A 23,158-nucleotide genomic window follows, 5' to 3' on the forward strand; every position below is an offset into this window, starting at 1 on the left:
GTTTCATATATATTCCACCTTCCTACTTGCTCAGTTTTCTCCCTAAATTTCGTAGAACATACCAATTTTGTCTTTTATTCTCTGCATTTCATTATCTGCTTCAATGATAGCTCTTGCAGAATGAAGTAATTCTTCACTTATCTCATCATAGCCAGGCATTTCTTCAATTCCTTTTTTATAGCGAAGTTGATGTTCCAATGTTGCCCAGAAATCCATACCATTGGTTCGAATCTGTAATTCTGCACGCATAGGTGTTTTACCCTTAGCAAAAAATACTGGTATTTCAACAATCATATGATAGCTTCGATAACCATTCGATTTTGGATTTTTTATATAATCTTTTATTTCAATAACTTTAATATCATCCTGTTGGGTAATCAAATCTGATATCATATAAATATCGTCAATAAACGCACAAACTATTCGAACGCCTGCTACATCATTGAGATATGTCTGTATATTTTCTGTTGTAAATTCATATCCCATCTTCTGCAGTTTATCGTAAATACTATTGGGCTTCTTAATTCTTGTTTTTATAAAAGAAATAGGATTTCGATTGTTCTCAGCTGAAAATTCATCATCCAAAACCTCAAGTTTAGTTTGTATCTCCCGAATAGCACAACGATACATCATCATTAAATTATAAAATTTTGTAGCATTATTTAAAAACTGTAGTGATTCCGGACTGTCCATCCTGAGTTTTTTTACTTCATCTTTTGTCATGGAACTTTCCTTTCTACCTCATCCCTGATTTCAAAACATTATTTATTTTGATAGTTGATTCGTTCTCCTTGAATTACTGGATAACAAATCATTTTATCACTATCCAGATTTTCTACATGCATATCTACTGCACTGATCTGATGGTTTTCATAAGTATTGTAATAATAAATACCTTTTGTAACATTACAACACGACGTATACAATGTGATTTCATATTTTCCATCCGCTACTTCGCAACATCCTCGTTGCTGATCCACAGATCCGAGAATGTGGAAGAATTGGCTAACGCTTTCTTCCCCTGATTCACCTGAAATTGCATTTACCTTTGTAAAAGCCACACGTACAAAGCGTGAGGAAGATGAGAGATCTCCCGGAAGACCTAATCCTCCCATACCTCTACTATATGCATCAAGAGCCAAATTCTCGCAGAAAGTATTTCTGGGCTGTTTAGGAGATAAATACATATAATTATTTAGTTGAAACATCTGCTGTGGAAATGGCGGATTATTCGTAAGCACTCCTACTGGATTGTCATAAATATGTAAACCATCTGACATAGATTCTACCGTAATTGACTCATTCTCATCAGAAATGATCCAGTGTAATTGTGCTAATGGGAATTGCTCGCTGAAAGGAGTATTAACAATATTAATTCGTTCAAGAAGCTCGCGAACTTCAACTAAAGAAGAACACTGACTTAAAATCCACGGAATAAATTCAAACTGTGCAATATTTTCCACATCTGGCTTAATCGCGGCATAAACAGCATTTCCGACAAAATTCAGTCCTGCCATTGCCACTCCTTTTTCATTCATAGCATCATAATACAAAGGATAATCCTCTGCAACATGAGCCATTCCAATAATTGCATAATGATTTTTCATATCGCCAACATGGCGAAAATTAAACGCATAATTACGTGGTGTAATTACTATCTGATCACCATAAGAGAATTCATAATCGAGGGTTCGTCCAAAGTAAAAATCTTTTGTTTTATAAGTTGCTGCTGTACACATGATCGTTTATCCTCCTAAATAGATTGAAATATGTCAATGAGTTTTTTTCTTGAACAATAGTATAGCACAATCTTTATTTTGTTCCAACTTCATACATGATCATAACATGTAAACTTTAAACTATTTTCCTAGATTATTTCTCCATCAGTTTTTCAAACCAAGTATCCATAGCTAGGATGAATTGACCTACGTCTGGCAATTCTTGCAGCATTTCGTTTCTCGTATATATATTTTACCACATACTTTTTCCAAAGGCACTGACTTCTCAGCCCTTAATTTTCATCTCTGCTATTATACGTTCTTCCCTCTGTCTCTCTTCACAATAATCCCAGAAGTCTTTCAATGCTTCCTCATCCGATTTCCACGGCAATGGTATGGGATCCAATTCATCTAATCGCTTCACAAGTTTGCGTACCTCTTCGGTATCGAACTCCTCATCACTTGCCTCCATTACATAAAAAATCCAGTTTTTCATTTATCATTCTGATTTCTTCGTCTTTAGTCATGTTAAAACCTCACTACATTATATACGTGACAGTTTTCGACAAAATCTTATAAATTTTTTGAAATTATTTTCTATTATTTTCTATTCCAGACTGCTTCGGATGCACAAACCTCAGATGCACAAAAGATCCCGGGCTGCTCACCCGGGATCCTTTGAAAAGAGATGTATGAAACTATGCGTTGCATTTGTTCCTGTCGATCCATAATGTAAGCTCTTACATTTTGAATCATAATTATTCTACCATTATTTCGACTATTTGGCAAACAGATTTCTTACAGTTGCGAGTTTTTCGCACTTTTAGCCAAAATCAGGACTTCTTTTTTGTCTAATCCTCATATTTAAAGTAGTCAAAATCCGCTGCTTTGCGGCTTCCACAGCCTCCGTTGTTGGCATAGATGCCTACCAGCGTACCGGTATGGCGTTTAGGATCATCGGGAACACCCTCGTCACAGAGGTAAATGCAGTTCTCCAGAACTCCGACCTGCTCCCAGTTCTCTCCGTCATAGCTGTAATAGAAAGTTCTGGTCAGCTTCTCCACCACTACTTTCAGATACAGAGCGCCTTCCTTCACATGGTCCACTTCCGCCACCAGCTCCTCGCCGTGGTTGCGGTTGATGACCAGTTGGATCTTCCGTCCGCCCTCATAGCACAGAGAGCATCTGGCATAGGTGGCTGTACTGTAGTAGCAGGTCAGTCCCGCCTGTTCTCCGTCCTTATCCGGGTAGAATTCCAGCTTCGTCTCTGCCACGTAGGACAACTCCTGTTCTCTGCGTAACAACGTATTTTTCGCACGGATCTCATTCAACTGTCCGTCTCTGGTCCAGATCCTGTAATACCCGGGACGTTCCGTCAGTGACCAGGATCCGTTATCCGGGTTGCGCACGAACTCCCATTCCAGATTCAGCCTGGTATCGTTAAAATCATCAAATAAGTTTCTCTCGTAGATACACTCGGGAAGATCCGGTGCAATCTGTGTCAGGCTGGGGCCTTTTCCTTCGTTGACGGTAAACCAGCCGTCCTCCGTCCACTGTACGGGATCCAGAGCAGACTCTCTGCCTACGGTAGTATAGTTGCCCTCGTTAGGTCTTCCGCAGAGATAATAACACCACCACTGACCGTTCTGATCCTGTACCAGCTTGCCGTGTCCGGCTCTCTGAATGGGTGCCGCAGGGTCCTTCTGACGCATGACCGGATTATAGGGAGAACACTCATAAGGACCGTAGAAATTCTTACTTCTTCCCACATTGATGCCATGGCCGTAACCGGTGCCACCCTCAGCCACGATAGCGTAATAATAACCGTCCTTTTTCATGATATGGGGACCTTCAGAGCAACGCTCGCCCGTGCCTTCCCATGCGGTCTTCGCCGGACCCGCCACTGCCAGTCCGTCCGCCGTCAGGGGAACCGCCTGTGCTGCCTTGGCAATGATCATATATCTGCTGCCGTCATCATCCACGAACAGAGACGGATCGATATCGTCCACTTCCAGACATACCGGCTTACTATAAGGACCCTCCGGCCTGTCGGACACCATCACCAGTTGTCTGCGCATTACGTTGTTATCACGCTTGCCGTCCGCATTCAGGCGTAAGGTAACATAGATATAGTATTTTCCGTCCACATATTCAATATCCGGTGCCCAGATTCCGTGGGAATCCCGGATGTCGCTGAGATCCAGCCATTCCGGATTCGTGATGGCATGACCGATAATATGCCAGTGTACCATATCCCTGGAATGGGAAATGGGGATCGCCGGAAAATACTGGAAACTGGAATTCACCATGTAATAATCGTTACCGACACGGATCACCGAAGGATCCGGGAAAAAACCGCGTTGTACAGGGTTATGATAAGTTCTAGGTTCACTCATAGGGAGTCTCCTTTTTACATGTATTAGTCTTTCTATTTGCGCAAAGCTGCGTGTACCACGCTCATACTATAAGTGTATTCTTTACCAACTCTCCTGTCGTGCCAGTTTCCCTTTTATTTTATGACAAATATTGCGTTTTCTCCGGACATTTCAAAATTTGGCATAATTATTCCATAATGGAATACTGCATCCACTCGTATAACAGCTTCGTGCCCTCCATGATCTCGGGCGGAAGCAGCGCGCGGGCCACCAGCTTTAATTCATCGGATTCGATGTCTGTTCTGCGAAGATGGGCATAATCGCCGTCAATGCTTTCTACGATGTATTCAAAACGATTCATAAGGGTATACCTCTTTCTTTGATGTGTTTGAGATAAGTTTAAGAGGTTTTTGGGGGAGAGTCAAGGGGATCTGACGCAGCAGCGGCTTATCGCATAAATTGCTTCGCAATTCATGCGATATCCGCTGGACTTCGCCATATCCGCACTAAAAAAGAAGCGCACTATTGCAAGCTAGCTTGCATAGTGTGCTCCCTTTTTAGCACGGCTGCGTCGAAGCGGTCCTGACGCTTACATCATTCCGCCCATGCCTGCGCCGCCGGCGGGCATTGCGGGGGTGTCTTCTTTGATATTAGCTACAACGCTTTCGGTAGTAAGTAGTGTGCTTGCTACGCTGGTAGCGTTCTGCAGAGCGCTTCTGGTAACCTTAGCGGGATCCAGGATGCCTGCGCTTACCATATCTACATATTCCTCTTTCAGAGCATCGAAACCGACACCGACCTCAGACTCACGTACCTTGTTGATGATAACGCTGCCTTCCAGTCCTGCGTTTGCTGCGATGTGATACAGAGGTGCTTCCAGTGCTTTCAGGACAATGCCTGCACCGGTCTTCTCATCACCTTCCAGACTTGCTGCCAGTTTGGCAACTTCCTTGGATGCATGAATGTATGCGGAACCGCCACCACAGATGATACCTTCCTCTACGGCTGCTCTGGTAGCTGCCAGAGCATCTTCCAGACGAAGCTTAGCTTCCTTCATCTCGGTCTCGGTAGCAGCACCTACACGGATAACTGCAACACCACCGGACAGCTTAGCCAGTCTCTCCTGTAATTTCTCTCTGTCGAAATCAGAAGTGGTCTCTTCGATCTGCTTCTTGATCTGTGCGATTCTGGACTGTAATGCTTCCTTATCGCCTTCACCGTCTACGATCACGGTGTTCTCTTTCTGTACCTTAACGGATTTTGCACGACCCAGCATATCCATTGTGGTATCTTTCAGTTCATAACCAAGCTCGGAGCTGATCACGGTACCACCGGTCAGGATTGCGATATCCTCCAGCATAGCTTTTCTTCTGTCACCATAGCCGGGAGCCTTAACGGCTACTACGTTGAAAGTACCACGCAGCTTGTTAACGATCAGGGTGGTCAGTGCCTCGCCCTCTACATCCTCAGCGATGATCAGCAGCTTAGCGCCGGACTGAACGATCTGCTCTAACAGAGGCAGGATCTCCTGAATGTTGGAGATCTTCTTGTCAGTGATCAGGATATAAGGGTTATCCAGAACAGCTTCCATCTTATCCATATCGGTTGCCATGTAAGCGGAAATATAACCTCTGTCGAACTGCATACCTTCTACCAGATCCAGTTCGGTCTGCATGGTCTTGGACTCTTCAATGGTGATAACACCGTTGTTGCTTACCTTCTCCATAGCATCTGCAACCAGCTGTCCTACAGCCTCATCCCCTGCGGAGATTGCAGCTACTCTTGCGATGTGCTCCTTGCCGTTTACTTTCTGGCTCATCTTACCGATGGCTTCTACTGCACATGCGGTTGCTTTCTTCATACCTTTTCTCAGGATGATGGGGTTAGCACCTGCTGCCAGGTTCTTCATCCCTGCATTTACCATAGCCTGTGCCAGAACGGTTGCGGTGGTAGTACCATCACCGGCTACATCGTTGGTCTTGGTAGCTACTTCCTTTACCAGCTGTGCACCCATGTTCTCGAATGCATCTTCCAGCTCGATCTCTTTTGCAATGGTAACACCATCGTTGGTGATCAGGGGTGCGCCGAAGGACTTATCCAGTACTACGTTTCTTCCTTTGGGTCCTAAGGTTACTCTTACGGTATCTGCCAGCTGGTTTACACCAGCCTCTAATGCTGCACGGGCTTCTGCGCCGTATTTAATCTCTTTTGCCATAATAATCAGCCTCCAATTTATTTGTTCTTAGTCTTAATTTCTTTTTAGGTTTGCAATTACTGAATGATTGCAAGGATGTCGCTCTGCTTTACGATGATGTACTCTTCATCATCCAGCTTTACTTCGGTTCCTGAGTATTTGGAATAGATGACCTGATCGCCAACCTTAACTTCCATCTTTACTTCCTTACCGTCTACGACACCGCCGGGGCCGACAGCAACAACTTCTGCCTGCTGGGGCTTTTCCTTATTCTGACCGGGGAGCACGATACCGGACTTGGTAGTCTCCTCTGCAACTAACTGTTTTAATACTACTCTGTCACCTAAAGGTTTCAAACTCATGACAACTGCCTCCTTATAACTATTTAAATATCATATTACTCTTTTTCATTTGTTAGCACTCATTTTTATCGAGTGCTAATTTCTATAGTTTATATTAGTTTTATATGCCGAGTTTTTCAAACGCATTCACCGTTATTTAAATAACTATTTCTTTTATTTTCTCGTTTTATCTCCGTTTTTCTAATGTTTTTATATTACATGTGTAAAAATGCGATTTAATATTTCGTTTATAATTCTGAAAATCCATATCCGGTTCATCCCTTGCAAACTCCTGTGCAGACATAAAGCTATACCGGTTACATCGTATAAGCAAAAAGCAGCCGGGGATCTTATCATTATCCCAAGCTGCTTCTGTTCCGCTCTGTATTTACTTTCCCGTCCTATGCGTTCTTGGATTCCTCATGCCATTTCTGCCACTTCTTCTTATAAATAAAGTAGCAGGGGATTCCTACGAATACCATTCCGCCTAAGATATTGCCGATGGTAACGGGAATAAAGTTGTTCAGGCTGTGCAGTACTGTCAGTCCCTGGATCTGCTCTGCGGTCAGGCCGTATGCTTCCTGTGCCTTTGCAACATACGCGGGATTCTGTGCAGCCATCATGCCTACGGGAATGTAGAACATATTTGCAACACAGTGCTCGAAACCGCCGACTACGAAGGCCATGATCGGGAAGAAGATCGCCCAGATCTTACCGACGATATCCGTAGCTGCCGCTGCCATCAGGATCGCAATACATACCAGAATGTTACACAGGATACCGGAGGTAATTCCTTTCAGCGGAGAAATGCCTACCTTGCCGACTGCCACTTTGATGGCATAAGCCCCCAGCAATCCGCCGGTGTAGTCCAGATTTCCGGAAAAGTAGATCAGGGTATCAATGATCAGCGCGCCGATCAGGTTGCTGAAATATACCACGATCAGATTGCGGATACATTCGAACCAGGTCACCTTTTTGCCTACCACGTCCATGACGATCAGGCAGTTGCCGGTGAAAAGTTCTCCACCTACAAATACAATGATCATCAGTCCCACAGGGAAGATGATACCGGCTACGAATCGGGCCAGACCTACGTTGTCAATAGCATGCGCCGCAGTACTGCTGGTAGCTCCGCCCAGTGCAATGAAAGCACCTGCCATAATGCCTAACAGGATCATCTTGCCCAGAGGAAGATGTGCCTTGCCCTCTCCGGCCTTCATGTTATTATCAATGACTTCTGCCGGGGTATTAAAATGCTGTTCCATATTTTCCCTCATTTCCGTACAGCCCTTATCTGCCGTACTTTCTCATACTCATTTACTACCTATATTACACGAAATCTGCGGCGGGAATCAAGCTTTTCCCCCTATGTATCTGATTATATACATTTCCTCTCACCGTTTTTGTCATAACACAATCTTTTTTTGTAAAATTTATGCAAAAAAATAGTAGACAAAAGCCGAAATGTGTAATATACTTAGGATGTTCGGCGAGAGCCGAACCGCTTATATAAGTAGATTTCCGGAAGAATTCCCCTTTTACACAATTAAAGTGGCTGCAGGTTTCCCGCCTGCGGCTGCTTTAATTGTGTTATAAGGTATTCTTTGTGGTTTTCCCCGGAATTGCAAAAGTTTTTGCAAAAATTTAAAATTTTCACTTGCTAAATGATAAACATCTATGCTATAATAGCTTTCGTCAGTGATTCAGCTGATACAATTTCATAGGGGAATAGTACAGCGGTAGTGCGGCGGTCTCCAAAACCGTTAACGGGGGTTCGATCCCCTCTTCCCCTGCTTTCAAAAGTCGATGTTATCGGCTTTTTTTATTTTCTGTTTTGGTAACACTTTTTACCTCACCATGGCGCGATCTGAAGAATCACGCCATGATGGGGTGTTATTTTAATGTGAATTAACAGGAATGTTTTTCATCATGATATTGAACATACGTTCGATTTATGTTATACTGTATTTGTGTAATCGAACAGAAAGCGGATGCGATTTTCCGATTGTTAGATGCCCTCTAGTCTTACAAAGGAGGGTGATGCCCATGAATACGATGGAAGTACTTACTCTGTTGTTAGTTGTCTTTGCAGCTTTATCATACATTGACAGACATGGTGACGATAATAACAAAAAGAAATAGCATCCCCTCGCCAAAGTAGATGCTATTTCTTTTCTAGTATTTTACTGAGGGCAAATCGGAATTTTCACCTCCGACTTACTTTCTAAATAGATTATACACCAAGAGGGATTGAGAAATCAATCCCTCTTACTTTTTTATTTCTCAAATCTCCTCTTTCTCCGCATCCGGCGCAATCACCGCCCCAATAGCGGTAGCATAATCAGAATACTCCGGAATAGTAATCTTTACATCCCACAGGCTCTTGAAGTCTTCGATGATCTGGCGGCACTCGAAGAATTTGGTCAGGCCGCCGATGAGGATATAATCCTTGATGCCGGTGTTCCGGGAGGCCAGGATTCCGGCCTGGCAGATGTTCTCGATGACCATATGGACGATACCAGCCGCGATGTCCTCGGGCTTGGACTGGGCATCCGCTTTGCCGAAGTTGGACGCAGTCACGTCCAGGTTCAGGCCGGGGAGCTTTTCCTTGGCCAGATCGCCGATCCGCAGGTCGATCTTTGCCACATCACCTTTCCGGGACAGAGGGACGATCTCATGGATGTCCCCGGTATTCAGTATGATCGAGGACAGTCCGCAGATGGTTCCGCCTCCTAAGCCGACACCGCCTAAATGCTTCATCTCATTCTCCGTCACCTTGACGAAAAAGCTTCCGGTTCCCATACTGATAACGATAACTTCCTTTTTATCCGTCAGATAATAGCCTCCGGTTCCTGTGGCAACGAATTCATCTACCTTATAGGTCGGACGATCGTATACCGCTTTCTCCACATATTTGCTTCCCACGCCGGTGATATAGACACCTTCCACATCTAAAAGCTGCAGATTATTCTCATACAGATATCTTCCGAAAGCACCGTAGAGGGATGCCACCTGGCTGTCTGCCTTGACTGCCATGGGCGGAAGCATATGTTCTCCTTCAAAAGCTACGATCTTGGTGGTACTGCTGCCGATATCAATTCCTATTCTTACGGCCATATCTTTGTCCTCCTCATAATGAAATGCTAAAAAGCTTCTTTAGAACAATCGGTCCATGGCATCCTGCACGGAGCTGACGCCGATGACACGGATTTTGCTTCCTTTTTTGCACTCTTCCAGTGACACGTAGGGCACCACGCATTCCTCGAAGCCCAGTTTCTCCGCCTCCGCCACACGCTGTTTTGCCATGCTGACCGCGCGGACTTCGCCGCTTAATCCCACTTCTCCGAAAGCTACCATTTTCGGATTCAATGCCTTATTCCGGAAGCTGGACAGAATCGCCAGCACGATTCCCAGATCAATGGCCGGCTCCTGGATCTTGATACCTCCCGTAATATTCACGTAGGCATCGCAGGAGGACAGCTGCACTCCCGATCTCTTCTCCAATACCGCCATCAGCAGGTTCACACGGTTGAAATCCGTACCGGTGGTCTGTCTTCTGGGGATGCCGAAATTACTGTGGCACACCAGTGCCTGCAATTCGATCAGAAGCGGTCTGGTGCCCTCCATGGTACACGCCACCACAGAGCCGCTGGCATTCTCCGGCCGTCCGTTCAGCATATATTCCGAAGGATTCTTGACCTCTGCCAGTCCCGTTTCCCGCATCTCGAAAACACCGATCTCGTTCGTAGATCCAAAACGGTTCTTCACCCCCCGCAGAATACGGTAGGACGCATGTCTGTCCCCTTCAAAATAAAGAACGGTATCCACCATATGTTCCAGCACTCTGGGACCTGCCACCGTACCTTCCTTCGTCACATGGCCTACAATGAAGATTGAGATTCCCAGTCCCTTTGCCAGCTGCAGCAAAATACCGGTGGATTCCCGCACCTGAGACACGCTTCCCGGCGCCGCCGACACGTTCTCGTTGTACATGGTCTGTATGGAGTCGATGATCACGACCTCCGGCTTGCTCTTGCGGATCACTTCACTGATGATATCCAGATTCGTCTCACACAGTAGCAGCATATGCTCCGAAAAAGCCCCCAGACGGTCCGCCCGCATCTTGATCTGTACCTTGGATTCCTCACCGGAAATATACAATACTTTATGTCCCGCCGTGGATAAGTTATGGCAGACCTGCAATAACAGTGTGGATTTACCGATACCGGGGTCTCCGCCTACCAGCGTCAGAGATCCCTGCACAATGCCGCCTCCCAGCACCCGGTCCAGTTCCTTAATTCCGGTGAGAGTCTTATTTTCCTCCCGGATAGCGATCTCCGACAGCACACAGGGCTCCGAAGCCTCTCTCCTGTCTCTCTTTGCACCGTTTCCGGTATTTTTCAATTCCGTTTTATCTATCGTCTCTTCCACGAAAGTATTCCACTCTCTGCAGCCGGGACATTGTCCCAGCCATTTCGTGGATTCATAGCCACAGTTCTGACAGAAAAATACAGTGGCCGTCTTTCCTTTTGCCATGCTCTCTCCTCAATCATTGTAATACCTATTCAGCCCCCGCAAAACCGCCTCCGGAAACTCTGAATATTTAAAAAAAGCCCAGTCACGAAGTACTACAATATCCTCCGTGCCTGGACTCCTTTGCAGTGCGTCCTTACGCCTCTACGATCTTAACAGGTACTTCACCTGCTGCTTCCAGTTCTACGCTCAGGCTCAGTTTGCCGCCAAGTCCGGTTTTCATGATTCCTACGTTCTTACCGTCGATAAATACTTCGTACTCGGTATCGTCCTTCAGTCCTACAGTGATCTGGGAATCCTCGTCACCTTCTACGATGAACTCCACACTGTTGTCAGCTTCCTTGAACTCCAGTACACTGGTTCCGGGAACAGATTCATATAAAAACATGCCGTTCTTTTCCAGCTTTGTCATCTCATTGTAGGTCTTAACCTTCAGCAGATCTCCTGCATGCTCATAATCTTCCACTTTTGCCTTCTTGGCCAGCTTGTGATTACCAAAGCTGATAGATCCGTCTGCTTCACTGCGAAGTATTTCTTCCACTACTGCCATCTGTCTGTCCTCCTGAAAGTAACTGCATCCGCAATACATCTTTCTCTTTCGTTCTTTGCGAATGGGGTTTGAATAGTTACAGTATAATATATCTCACCCTGTTTTTCTACAAAAAGTTTTATTTATTTTGTAACTATTCAGAGTCATGTAAATTGTGTCATAGGTACGTCGAATGCTTGCATTCGTAAGAACCTTTGACGTAATTTATAGGACGAAGTAACCTCAATGAGCAAAAGGAACGCTCTGCAAGAGCGATTTTGCAAATTGAGTGACTGAATAGTTACAAATACTTAATTTTTCACAGTAAATACAACTTTTCCATCCTTGAATCCGGCGGATACCTTATCTCCCGGTACCACCTTTTTCTGCAGGATCTCCTCTGCCAGAGCATCCTCTACCACGGACTGGATCGCACGCTTCAAGGGTCTTGCTCCCATCTTGTTATCCGCATATTTGGATACCAGATGCTCCTTCAGCGCTGCTGTGATGGTCAGATGGATCCCCAGCTGATCCTCACATCTCTTGTACAGATTGGATGCCAGAAGATTCACGATCTCCTTCATGTTCTCATTGTTCAGCTGATGGAACACGATAATATCATCAATACGGTTGATAAATTCCGGCTTGAAGCTGCGCTTTACTTCTTCCATGACATTGGATTTCATCTTCTCGTAATCCTTTGTCTCGCTCTTCTCTGTGGCAAAGCCCAGATTCTTGGGATCCACGATACGCTGTGCACCCGCATTGGAAGTCATGATCAGCACAGTGTTCTTGAAGCTGACCTTGCGTCCCTTGGAGTCCGTGATATGACCGTCATCCAGTACCTGCAAAAGAACATTAAATACATCCGGATGCGCTTTCTCGATCTCGTCAAACAGAACAACAGAGTAGGGATTACGGCGAACCTTCTCGCTCAGCTGTCCGCCTTCTTCAAAGCCTACATATCCGGGCGGTGATCCGATCATCTTGGAGACCGAATGGCCTTCCATGTATTCGGACATATCAACACGGATCATGGCATCTTCAGAGCCGAACATGGCTTCTGCCAATGCCTTGGACAGTTCCGTCTTACCAACACCGGTAGGACCTAAGAACAGGAAGGAGCCGATGGGACGGTTGGGATCCTTCAGACCCACACGGCCTCTGCGCATGGCCCTGGCCACTGCAGTCACTGCTTCCTCCTGGCCGATGACACGCTTATGCAGCGTCTTCTCCAGTTTTAACAGTCGTTCGCTCTCTTTTTCCGCCAGCTTCTGTACGGGGATCTTGGTCCACTGGGCAACGACCTCGGCGATCTCATTCTCACCGATACTGATAACATTGCCCGCTTCCTGTTTCTCCCGCTTTTTCATCAGGCGGTCATATTTTTTCACCAGCGCATCCTGCTGCTTCTTGATCTCTGCCATCTGGTCAAATGCTTCCATGCGGATAGCTCTCTCCATCTCCTGATCCATCTCGTGGATACGGTCAGCGATCTCCTTCGCTTTATCCGGGGCATCCAATGCACTCAGTCTTGCGCTTGCCGAAGCTTCATCGATCAGATCGATGGCCTTATCCGGCAGATTTCTGTCATTGATATAACGGCTGGACAATCTGACAGCAGCCTCAATGGCCTCCGGGGTGATCTGCACATGGTGATGATCCTCATATTTTCCTTTGATGCCCTCCAGAATACGGACCGCCTCTTCCTCTGTAGGTTCTTCCACAGTCACCGGCTGGAATCTGCGCTCCAGAGCCGCATCCTTCTCAATATACTTGCGGTATTCCGCAATGGTGGTGGCACCAATCAGCTGGATCTCTCCACGGGCCAGGGAAGGCTTCATGATATTGGAAGCGTCAATGGCGCCTTCCGCACCTCCGGCACCAATGATCGTATGAAGTTCATCCAGGAATAAAATAATATTCCCGTCCTCCGTCACTTCCTTCAATACCTTCTTGATACGTTCCTCGAACTCGCCACGGTACTTACTTCCTGCCACCATTCCCGACAAATCTAATGTCAGTACTCTCTTATTCTGCACGGTAAAAGGTACGTCTCCTGCCACAATGCGGGCTGCCAGACCTTCTACCACGGCGGTCTTACCTACACCGGGTTCTCCGACGAGACAGGGATTGTTCTTCGTGCGGCGACTTAAGATCTGCACTACTCTGCGGATCTCTTCTTCTCTGCCTACCACAGGATCCAATTTTCCTTCTCTGGCCAGAGCCGTCAGGTCTCTGCTGTATTGTTCCAGTGTAGACTGCTTCGCCTTACGGTCTCCCTTTTTCCCAAGATCTTCCTTGTACAGATTGCCGTCCTGTCCGATGGCGATCAGGGTATCTACATAGATCTTCTGCACATTGGCTCCCAACGTGTTCAGCAGACGCACGGCAACATTCTCGCCCTCTTTGATCAGTGCAAGAAGCAGATGCTCCGTGCCGGTCTGCTTCTGTCCGAAACGGGCAGCCTGGCGGTGTGCCTCTTCCAGAATCCGGGCAGCTCTGGGAGAATATCCCTCTTTGTCCTTCACGGCCACACCGTTTTCAAAGGCGATCAGATCCCGGATCATTTCCATGACCTGATCCACTTCTACTCCGTTATCCGCCAACACTTTTGCGGCTACACCGGTATCTTCCTTTAGGAGTCCCACCAGAATGTGTTCGGTCCCGATATAGCCCTGTTTCAGGCCTCTGGCACATCTGCCGGCCTGGGCAAGCGCATTCTGCGCTTTATCCGTAAACTGTGACTGCATCAATTCAGTCCTCCATATTCTTCATAAATTTCATCAATCAATTCATGTACTTCCTGCCTGGAAATATTTTTGCAGCTGCTCTTAGCAAGTATTACCTGCAGTTCCTTCCGCAATTCATCCACCGCACGCATACGGTCCACATCCAGAGCGATCACGGCTCCCTTTCGCCTGTCGACCTTGACATAGCCCTCCTGCTTCAGAACCGTATAGGCCTTATTTACAGTATGCATATTGATCCCGATGGTATCCGCCAGCTGCCGTACACTCGGCAGGGAATCTCCCTCATGAAACTGTGACGTGGCAATTCCCATGATGATCTGATTGCGCAGTTGCATATAGAGCGCTTCATTACTGTTGAAATCTATCTCTATTATCATCAAAATCACTCCCTTCCCACTGTCACCGATTGTTATACGTCTATTATAACAGTGAGGGCGGTGCTGTCAACTGCAGACCGGGAAAGTTTATCAAAATTTTAAAAAGAAAGCGGCATCCCACTCTCGTAAGATGCCGTTTCCGGTCTTTTTATTCCTATTGTTCTTCGTCGCCGTCCCAGTTCAGGAATTCGAATTCGAACTCGTCATCATCGGACATGAAGTTCTTGGACTTCCAGCCGGGATCCTGCGGATTATCGTTATTCTGTGCCGGTTTTACCGGTCTGTCTACTTGCGGTGCGGATCTTCCGGTCTGGGGTGCTGCAGGTCTGGTTCCCTGCGGTGCGGGTCTTCCGGTCTGGGGTGCTGCAGGTCTGGTTCCCTGCGGTGCGGGTCTTCCGGTCTGGGGTGCTGCAGGTCTGGTTCCCTGCGGTGCCGGTCTTCCGGCCTGGGGTGCCGTAGGTCTGGCTCCCTGTGTCGCGGGTCTTGCCTGCTGGCCTGCCGGTCTCTGTCCCTGCACCGGTCTGCCGCCCTGTCCGGCGGGCTTTCCTGCGGGACGTCTCTCTGCTCCCACTTCATGCATCACTTTCTGGCCACCCTGGGTTCTGCCGCCCTGAGGTGCCGGTCTTCCACCCTGACCTCTGCCGGTCTGGGGTCTGTCCACTCTTCTTCTGCGAAGTGCTGCTTCCTCCGCATCAGAGAAATCAGCCGCATCCGTCATATCCTTAATCTTGAAGATCAGCAGAGTGACTGCTGCCGCCGCTGCCACCAGAAGAATGACAAGAATAATGATCACGACCTTCTGACTGGTGATCTTCTTCTGATTGGTCTCAAACTGCGCATTGATCTCAGTAATCTGGTCAATAGAGCTGAACAGATCATCGATCTTGTATTGTTTCTGTCCTACCATATCTAACAGATACCATGCATCTCCCTGCAACTGGGTATCCCAGTCCTTGGAAGTGGTCTGTGTATCTTCGGCGGGCTGTTCTTCCGAAGGCTGTTCTTCCGCAGGCTGCTCTGTGGAAGGTGCCTGCAGTTCTCCGGATAACGCCACATAATCGGAACGGATAAATCCGGTCACTTCGGTATTGTTGGCGATGAAATTCACCTGATACCAGGTATTGCCGTCCGTACCGGTAGCCTGTCCGGTGACGGTCAGAGCCATTCCGTTCTCTGCTGTGGTTACGATCTGGCTCGTGGTAGATGCATTGCTGCGCACACGCACCGACTGTCCGCCCGTCACGGTAGCACTTACAGGCTCCACCGCTGTGACATCCACCGGTGTTTCATTCACTGCCGGAGCCGGTGTTGCTGCGGTAGTCGTCGTTGTAGTTGTCGTGGTGGTCGTAGTTGAAGAAGACGGCGGGGTAGATCCGTCGGTAATGCTTACCAGATCGGAACGAATATATCCCAGCGTATTCGCATCCACATATACCTCATACCAGGTATAGCCATCCGCTCCCTTGGTCTGGCTCTTGATGGAAATGGTCTTATCCTTTGCCGCACTGCCGATGACTTCACTGGAAGAATCCGCGCTCTTACGGATCTTTGCACTGGATGCTGTTACCTTGGCTGCGCTTTCCGCATGGCTGACAAACGCCAGATTCTCGGCAAAAAGTCCTGCTCCCAGCACAAGCACCAATGCAAACATTCCCCAGAAAGCCTTGAATTTACTTGTTCTCTGTACTGTCTTTTTCATCTGCAACTCCTTCTGTATCCTGACATGTCTTACGCTTCATCGATTGCCTTGCCAATGTCATGACGCATGTATTTGTTCTCGAAGGTGATCCATTCCGTTGCCGCATAGGCATTGGCACGGGCCTCCTTCAGGGTAGCTCCCTTGGCTGTCACTCCCAGAACACGTCCGCCGTTTGTCACGATTCCCTTGTCTGTGAGCTTCGTTCCCGCATGGAAACAATAATAGCCGTCTTTTCCGTTGAACTTCTCCAGTCCATTTATCACATAACCCTTCTCATAGGATACCGGATAGCCATCACTGGCCAGGACAACACAGACTGCAGCATTGTCTTCAAACTGCAGATCGATCTGATCCAGAGTACCGTCCACACAAGCCTCCATGACCTCGATAATATCGTTCTTCATGCGGGGCAGTACCACCTGTGCCTCCGGGTCACCGAATCTTGCATTGTACTCCAGTACTTTGGGGCCGTTCGGTGTCAGCATCAGTCCGAAGAAAATAACGCCTTTGAAAGGTCTGCCTTCCGCTGCCATGGCATCCACCGTAGCCTGGTAAATATATTTCTTGCAGAATGCATCCACTTCTTCGGTATAGAACGGGCTGGGAGAAAAGGTTCCCATACCGCCGGTATTCAGTCCCTGATCGCCGTCCTTCGCTCTCTTGTGATCCTGTGCAGAAGTCATGATCCGGATGGTCTTGCCATCTACAAAGGAAAGTACACTGACTTCTCTTCCGGTCATAAACTCTTCGATGACCATACGATTACCAGCCGCACCGAATTTCTTGTCCAGCATGATCTCATCCACGCCTTCCAGAGCTTCCTCCAACGTATTGCAGATCAGTACGCCTTTTCCCAGTGCCAGGCCGTCTGCCTTCAGCACGATAGGGAAACTTGCCTGCTCCTTCAGATATTTGATGGCATCCTCCGCATTATCGAAATTCTCATAGGCTGCGGTAGGAATATTATATTTTTTCATAAGATCCTTGGAAAAAGCCTTGCTGCCCTCCAGGATTGCTGCATTTTTACGGGGTCCGAAAGCACGCAGGCCCTCTGCCTCCAGTGCATCTACCAGTCCGCCTACCAGAGGATCGTCCATACCTACGATGGTCAGGTCAACGGCCTGTTCCTTCGCAAAAGCAACGATCTTGTCAAATTCCATGGCTCCGATGGGAACACATTCTGCGATCTGACCGATTCCGGCATTGCCCGGAGCACAATAGATCTTATCTACCTTAGGACTCTTTGCAACACAGGTTGCAATGGCATGCTCTCTGCCACCGCCACCTACGATCAATACTTTCATACCCATATTATGTTTCTCCTTATTCCGTAACTATTCACCCCCCATTCGCAAAACCGCCTCTGCGAGGCTTTCCTGAATAACATGTTTGTATGCTATTTGCTCATGGTGATTACTTCGCCCATTGGCTCTGAATAGTTACTCATTTGTTATGCTTTACTTTGCCGTCTACGACGCAGATCCGTCCATTGGCAATGTCATCCACCGCCTGAGGCAGAAGCAGCCACTCAGCCTGTTCCATGACACGTCTCTGTAAGATTTCCGGGGTATCATCATCTTCCACTGCCACTGCTTTCTGTGCAATGATAGGGCCTTCATCCATGCCTTCATTCACAAAATGCACGGTGGCTCCGGTGACCTTCACACCGCGCTCCAGTGCCTTTTCATGCACATGAAGTCCATAGTATCCCACACCACAGAAAGAGGGGATCAGAGACGGATGAATATTGATGATACGATTACTGTATTCATGCACCATAGCCTCCGGGATCTTCACCAGGAAGCCTGCCAGCACGATCAGATCCGGGGTAAATTCCTTCACCTTTGCAAGCAACGCATCGTTAAATACTTCTCTGCTCTCATAATCCTTCGTAGACACACATACCGCAGGAATTCCTGCATTACGTGCTCTCTCCAGGCTCTTCACCGTCTTGTTGTTGCTGATGACACCGACGATCTGCGCATTGGTGACCTTGCCCGCTGCGATAGCATCAATGATCGCCTGCAGATTCGTTCCGCCGCCGGATACCAGTACGACTACTCTTAACATATGGTCACACCCTTTTCACCGGCTTCGCAGGTACCTACCACGTAAGCGGTCTCCCCTGCTGCTTTCAGCGCTTCCAGAGTCTTGTCCACATCTGCGGGATCCAGTGCCAGCACCATGCCAAGACCCATGTTGTAGGTGTTGTACATCATCTCGTCAGCAATGTTGCCCTTTTTCTGCATCAGACGGAAAATAGCGGGTACTTCGTAGCTGTCCTTCTTCACAACTGCGCGGATGCCTTCAGGAAGCATTCTGGGAATATTCTCATAGAAACCGCCGCCGGTAATATGGCTGCAGCCCTTTACCTTAACGCCTGCGTTCTTCACAGACTTCATAGCCTTCACATAGATTCTGGTGGGAGCAAGCAGTGCTTCACCCAGAGTCTTGCCCAGTTCGTCATAATAGGTATCCAGGCTCTCTTTGGTCATATCGAATACCTTTCTCACCAGGGAGAAACCGTTGGAATGTACACCGGAGGAAGCGATTCCCACCAGTACATCACCGGGCTTGATGTTCTCGCCGGTGATCAGATCCTTACGCTCTACCACACCTACTGCAAATCCGGCCAGATCGTACTCATCCTCAGGCATCAGTCCGGGATGCTCTGCGGTCTCACCGCCTACCAGTGCTGCGTCAGACTGCTTACAGCCCTCTGCCACGCCCTTTACGATGGTAGCGATCTTCTCGGGAATATTGCGTCCGCATGCGATATAATCCAGGAAAAATAAAGGTTCACCGCCTGCACATGCCACATCGTTCACACACATGGCTACACAGTCGATTCCGATGGTATCATGCTTGTCCATTAAAAATGCCAGCTTCAGCTTGGTGCCTACACCATCGGTTCCGGACAGGAGCACGGGATCCTCCATATCTTTAATGGCACTTAAGGAAAATGCTCCGGAGAAACCACCGATGCCGCCCATTACTTCGGGACGCATGGTCTCCTTCACGTACTTCTTCATCAGTTCTACAGACTTGTAGCCTGCTTCGATGTCTACTCCAGCTTTCTTGTAATCCATTTTCTCCTCATTTCCGCCGCAGGGGCTCTTTCGTTTTATTTAGTGGGACAGCCTCTTAAGAGGTCCCGGATTCTCTGTCTTATCTTCTTATTTTTTCATGCCTTCCAGATATGCTTTATAGCCGATTTCCTGCAATTTTGCATCCTTGGCTTCTACCTGTTCTTTTAATTTGGTGCTGTATGCTTTTAACTTTCCGAGAAGTTCTGCGTCGGAAGTAGCCAGGATCTTGGCTGCCAGAAGTCCTGCATTGGCGCCGCCGTTAATGGCTACTGTGGCAACCGGGATGCCGGAGGGCATCTGAACGATGGAATACAGAGAATCTCTGCCTCCCAGGGAAGTGGTGTGCATCGGGATTCCGATGACGGGCATAGGGAAAATAGCGGCACACATGCCGGGCAGATGCGCTGCCATACCGGCTCCGGCAATGATCACCTTGAAGCCTTTTTCCTCCGCACTTTTTGCATACTCAAAAAACACATCCGGCTCTCTGTGAGCGCTGATCACGGTCATCTCATAAGGGATGCCCAGTTCTTCCAGAATGTCTGCGGCTTTCGCCATCACAGGCATATCGGAATCACTACCCATTACAATGCCAACCTTAGGGCAATTCTCTGTATTTGCCATAATGTCCTCCTCATGTATCGGTTGCACCGATTTTATCCATATATATTTTATCTTACTAAAATCTTTTCAATGATGCAATGGTTTTATGAAATCTTATGATAACTATTCAGAACCATGCAAAATTGCTTTCTGCAAATGCTTGCTGAATAGTTTTAATCCAACTCCCTCAGCGGCTCATTCAGTTCTTCCGTTCCGTGAAGGACAAATCTGCCGTTCGCAATAATGGGGATCCGCCCGCCGTCCTTTTTCACTGCGGTCAGCTCTGCCAGTTCATCGTAAGGAATGGTAATGTCCGTATGGCAGTTAAAATAAGCCTTGGAAGGGTTCACACTGCGAAGGGCGGCCACCTCATTGTCTCTGGCCACGATCTCTTTACCGTCGGGATTGTATACCTTCACCTCTTCCGCATGGGAATAGCAGGTATCGCCCACTGCAAAATGCGGTCCCATCTTCTCCGCGATCAGGATCGGCATCCTGGCTTCCACGCCCAGACGCTTTGCCGCCACATAAGCCGTAGTGTTTGTGCCGATGGCAAATTCTCCCAGCGGCAGTGTCTTATGGCGGAACAGGATATTTTCCTTAATGAATGCCTTGTTCTCTTCCTCCGTGGCAAAATTAGCACAGTTGTAGTTTTTAATCCTGCCGTTTTCGAAGGTGATCTCCAGATTCTTATATTCCAAGCCGTTCAGGAACACTTTTGTCACATGCAGCACACCGTTTGTGCCTTCCAGCACCGGAGAGGTAAATACTTCTCCCACGGGAATATTCACGTCTGCCACGCAGTTTTCAAAAATAGTTTCTTTGGCAGGATCTTTGAGCTTCCACAGATTCACTGTGATATCCGTGTGATTACCGTTACAGCCCTTCACCTCACAGTGGTCTGCCTGATCCAGCGCATCGATGATGGTCTGCTGGATCCTCTGATATTTTTTATAATCCAGGGTGTTGATCCGAATAGTCTCCCGGAAAAGTTCTTCAAAGCAGTCCCCTACCTCCGGGATGGGGAACGCAATAATCGTAAAGCTACGCTCTTCCTCAATAATATACTGTCTCTGCAACTGTCCCATCTGGGCGCGGTGCTCCACCATAAGAGTGCTCTGCTCATCCGTCATTTTCACCGCTTCCGGCTTGTTCACCGGTGCGAAATCTTTCTCACCGAAGGTCTCCACCACGGCCGGGCCCGCATAGCCTCTGGCCTCTGTCTTATATTTTTCAAAAGCGGTATGCATGACTTCCAGTTTCCGGCTGCAATACATTTTATCCAGGAACAGTGCTTTGTCATCCTTGTGATCGAACTCATACTGTCTGTTGGGGCTGACACTGTAGAAGCCGTTTTTATAAATGGAGGGATTATATAAAATACTGGCAGCTGCACGGTAGATCACAGGCTGCAATCCCATTTTGTCAAAATTCTCCAGAGCTCTCCGCATCATGCGTTCGAAGCCCAGCTGATAACGGACATCCACCGCAGCTTTTTTCGACAGATCCTTGCCGGTCACTTCAAAACCGATGCGGTACCCCTCGGTATAAGTGTCTGCCATGGTATTTATGGTCTCTTCCGGCAGGGAATTCAGGAATTTCGCCATTGCCAGTTCATTTTCCCCCACGTATTCTCCATAGGCATAGAGATAACGCAGATCGGTCAGTTCCGCCCTTCGGATAATGTCTGCCGCAAAATTATTCCCCGGGCATACCAGTTCCCGTACCCGTGCTTCCGCCGCCACATCCGCGTAATCGCTGACGAACCAGTAAAGGATCTCACGGATGGACGCATAAGACGGAAGTCTGTGATTCTCCTGCTCCTCATATACAAATGCCGCATATACCTCAGAAAACAGTTCCATACGGATCACCAGTTCGTCCAGTCTTCCCTCATAGGTAAAACCGATCAGGCTCCGCATTTCCGTATAAAGGAAGGCGGCCAGTGCGCCGAATTCTTCTCCCAGACACTTTACAGCTACCGCAGGATTAGCAAAGCTGTTCTCATAATTTTCCGGTAAAATATCTTCATACAGGGCATGGTTACGCTGTTTCAGCTCTTCCAAAGTGGCAGTGTTCTGTTTTCCCTGCTCCAGGAACTGTCTGGTATCCTCGATCAGCAGTAAAAATTTTGCTACCGCTGTAAAATATTCTTTCCAGTGCTGCAGGCTTTCTTCCTGCCAGTCCTCCCCGGGGATCTCCCGGATCCGGTCTAAGGCCAGTTCCAGACGTTCCAGTAATAATTCTCTTTCTTCCATAGATCTGATTGCTCCTTCTATCTAAATAACTGCTGTGTGATCCAATGCTTCTGTTCCAGAATATCCGTTACAGACGGCTTCCCAGATACAGCAAAAAGCTGACACCTCCAAGGGCAACAACATTTAATATTGTTCCCAGCACGGGAAAGATACGATAGATATCTTTTTCCCGAAGGGTCAGTATTCCCAGGATCAGTCCGATCAGGGAATAGATGGTGGCCAACACACCGGTAACACCGTATCCACCGTGCATCACGCCGCCCTGACTGTAGGACAGATACGTCACGATCCCCAGGGACACCAGACTGATGCCCCCCAGGATGGTCGACATGATCGCCCTGTTGGAATGTTTTTTATTCGTAAAAATGTAGTTCTTTTTCCGCATACTATTTTCAAGCCTTTCAGTAACCTGCAATCCCCCATGGAACCCGAAAAGGGCACTTCCGGTATGGAAATGCCCAATTTTCACGCCCTGACGGCGTTTTCCTTCTCATTTGTGATCAGAACAGAATACGTGATTTGCCGGAGACCAGCTTGCCGCCACTGATGATCAGCAACACACCTGCCGCGATTCCGACTACCAGGGAAATGACTCCCAGTACAATATTCAGAGCACCTGCTCCACGCATGATCTTATAGATTTTCTCTTCCATGGAATCCTCCTGTCTTCTATCCAAAACTTTCGAAGC

21 protein-coding genes and 1 tRNA gene are annotated in these 23,158 nt (G+C 47.6%); 1 reads left to right on the forward strand and 21 read right to left on the reverse strand.

The window, feature by feature from the left end; translation table 11 throughout:
• Nucleotides 1–42: 42 nt before the first annotated feature.
• From DWZ61_RS07380 to DWZ61_RS07415, 8 genes are all read right to left on the reverse strand, one after another.
• Nucleotides 43–723, reverse strand: coding sequence for a GTP pyrophosphokinase family protein (locus DWZ61_RS07380; RefSeq protein WP_118537934.1), 681 nt, complete (start codon nucleotides 721–723; stop codon nucleotides 43–45).
• Between the two features lie 38 nt (nucleotides 724–761).
• Nucleotides 762–1,739, reverse strand: coding sequence for a choloylglycine hydrolase (gene bsh / locus DWZ61_RS07385; protein ID WP_118503515.1), 978 nt, complete (start codon nucleotides 1,737–1,739; stop codon nucleotides 762–764).
• 265 nt (nucleotides 1,740–2,004) lie between these two features.
• On the reverse strand, nucleotides 2,005–2,214 hold the full coding sequence (locus DWZ61_RS07390) for a histidinol dehydrogenase (protein WP_227733136.1): 210 nt from the start codon (nucleotides 2,212–2,214) through the stop codon (nucleotides 2,005–2,007).
• 355 nt (nucleotides 2,215–2,569) lie between these two features.
• On the reverse strand, nucleotides 2,570–4,114 hold the full coding sequence (locus tag DWZ61_RS07395) for a glycoside hydrolase family 43 protein (RefSeq protein ID WP_118537935.1): 1,545 nt from the start codon (nucleotides 4,112–4,114) through the stop codon (nucleotides 2,570–2,572).
• A 166-nt stretch (nucleotides 4,115–4,280) separates the two neighbouring features.
• Entirely contained in the window at nucleotides 4,281–4,454 is a 174-nt protein-coding gene (locus DWZ61_RS07400) for a hypothetical protein (protein ID WP_022153764.1), read from the reverse strand.
• Between the two features lie 228 nt (nucleotides 4,455–4,682).
• Complete coding sequence (gene groL / locus DWZ61_RS07405; RefSeq protein ID WP_117465882.1) at nucleotides 4,683–6,308, reverse strand: chaperonin GroEL; 1,626 nt, start codon at nucleotides 6,306–6,308, stop codon at nucleotides 4,683–4,685.
• 56 nt (nucleotides 6,309–6,364) lie between these two features.
• Nucleotides 6,365–6,649: a co-chaperone GroES gene (gene groES, locus DWZ61_RS07410; protein ID WP_117465883.1), complete on the reverse strand. Its 285-nt coding sequence runs from the start codon at nucleotides 6,647–6,649 to the stop codon at nucleotides 6,365–6,367.
• A gap of 380 nt (nucleotides 6,650–7,029) precedes the next feature.
• Entirely contained in the window at nucleotides 7,030–7,893 is an 864-nt protein-coding gene (locus DWZ61_RS07415; RefSeq protein WP_022313392.1) for a formate/nitrite transporter family protein, read from the reverse strand.
• A 457-nt stretch (nucleotides 7,894–8,350) separates the two neighbouring features.
• Between DWZ61_RS07415 and DWZ61_RS07420 the strand changes: the two genes are divergently transcribed.
• Nucleotides 8,351–8,421, forward strand: a tRNA-Trp gene (locus DWZ61_RS07420).
• A gap of 490 nt (nucleotides 8,422–8,911) precedes the next feature.
• Here the strand turns inward: DWZ61_RS07420 and coaW are convergent.
• From coaW to DWZ61_RS19700, 13 genes are all read right to left on the reverse strand, one after another.
• The gene (coaW, locus tag DWZ61_RS07425; protein ID WP_118503521.1) at nucleotides 8,912–9,745 is read right to left on the reverse strand and encodes a type II pantothenate kinase; all 834 of its coding nucleotides are present in this window, start codon (nucleotides 9,743–9,745) and stop codon (nucleotides 8,912–8,914) included.
• A gap of 39 nt (nucleotides 9,746–9,784) precedes the next feature.
• Complete coding sequence (gene radA, locus DWZ61_RS07430; protein WP_118503523.1) at nucleotides 9,785–11,164, reverse strand: DNA repair protein RadA; 1,380 nt, start codon at nucleotides 11,162–11,164, stop codon at nucleotides 9,785–9,787.
• 133 nt (nucleotides 11,165–11,297) lie between these two features.
• Nucleotides 11,298–11,711, reverse strand: coding sequence for an endosialidase (locus tag DWZ61_RS07435; RefSeq protein WP_118537936.1), 414 nt, complete (start codon nucleotides 11,709–11,711; stop codon nucleotides 11,298–11,300).
• 290 nt (nucleotides 11,712–12,001) lie between these two features.
• Nucleotides 12,002–14,443: an ATP-dependent Clp protease ATP-binding subunit gene (locus tag DWZ61_RS07440; RefSeq protein WP_118503525.1), complete on the reverse strand. Its 2,442-nt coding sequence runs from the start codon at nucleotides 14,441–14,443 to the stop codon at nucleotides 12,002–12,004.
• Nucleotides 14,443–14,820, reverse strand: coding sequence for a GntR family transcriptional regulator (locus DWZ61_RS07445; RefSeq protein WP_022312745.1), 378 nt, complete (start codon nucleotides 14,818–14,820; stop codon nucleotides 14,443–14,445). Before DWZ61_RS07445 ends, DWZ61_RS07440 begins: the two co-directional genes overlap by 1 nt.
• 154 nt (nucleotides 14,821–14,974) lie before the next feature.
• Complete coding sequence (locus DWZ61_RS07450; RefSeq protein ID WP_118537937.1) at nucleotides 14,975–16,519, reverse strand: SH3 domain-containing protein; 1,545 nt, start codon at nucleotides 16,517–16,519, stop codon at nucleotides 14,975–14,977.
• A 29-nt stretch (nucleotides 16,520–16,548) separates the two neighbouring features.
• Nucleotides 16,549–17,823, reverse strand: a complete 1,275-nt coding sequence (purD, locus tag DWZ61_RS07455; RefSeq protein ID WP_118537983.1) for a phosphoribosylamine--glycine ligase — start codon at nucleotides 17,821–17,823, stop codon at nucleotides 16,549–16,551.
• Nucleotides 17,824–17,962: 139 nt separating this feature from the next.
• Nucleotides 17,963–18,589 (reverse strand): phosphoribosylglycinamide formyltransferase, encoded by a 627-nt coding sequence (purN, locus tag DWZ61_RS07460; protein ID WP_118537938.1) that lies wholly within the window; start codon nucleotides 18,587–18,589, stop codon nucleotides 17,963–17,965.
• Nucleotides 18,583–19,608 (reverse strand): phosphoribosylformylglycinamidine cyclo-ligase, encoded by a 1,026-nt coding sequence (gene purM / locus DWZ61_RS07465; RefSeq protein WP_118537939.1) that lies wholly within the window; start codon nucleotides 19,606–19,608, stop codon nucleotides 18,583–18,585. The genes purN and purM overlap by 7 nt, the downstream gene beginning before the upstream one ends.
• A gap of 87 nt (nucleotides 19,609–19,695) precedes the next feature.
• Entirely contained in the window at nucleotides 19,696–20,232 is a 537-nt protein-coding gene (gene purE, locus DWZ61_RS07470) for a 5-(carboxyamino)imidazole ribonucleotide mutase (protein ID WP_022153778.1), read from the reverse strand.
• Nucleotides 20,233–20,384: 152 nt separating this feature from the next.
• Nucleotides 20,385–22,469, reverse strand: a complete 2,085-nt coding sequence (locus DWZ61_RS07475; protein ID WP_118537940.1) for an aminopeptidase — start codon at nucleotides 22,467–22,469, stop codon at nucleotides 20,385–20,387.
• A 67-nt stretch (nucleotides 22,470–22,536) separates the two neighbouring features.
• Nucleotides 22,537–22,854 carry a DUF6142 family protein gene (locus tag DWZ61_RS07480; RefSeq protein ID WP_117465892.1) on the reverse strand — a complete coding sequence of 106 codons (318 nt, stop codon included), beginning with the start codon at nucleotides 22,852–22,854 and terminating at the stop codon, nucleotides 22,537–22,539.
• 115 nt (nucleotides 22,855–22,969) lie between these two features.
• On the reverse strand, nucleotides 22,970–23,122 hold the full coding sequence (locus tag DWZ61_RS19700; protein ID WP_172594711.1) for a hypothetical protein: 153 nt from the start codon (nucleotides 23,120–23,122) through the stop codon (nucleotides 22,970–22,972).
• Nucleotides 23,123–23,158: the final 36 nt, after the last annotated feature.

It is taken from the genome of Clostridium sp. AF34-10BH (assembly GCF_003478095.1).
Classification (GTDB): domain Bacteria; phylum Bacillota; class Clostridia; order Lachnospirales; family Lachnospiraceae; genus Acetatifactor; species Acetatifactor acetigignens.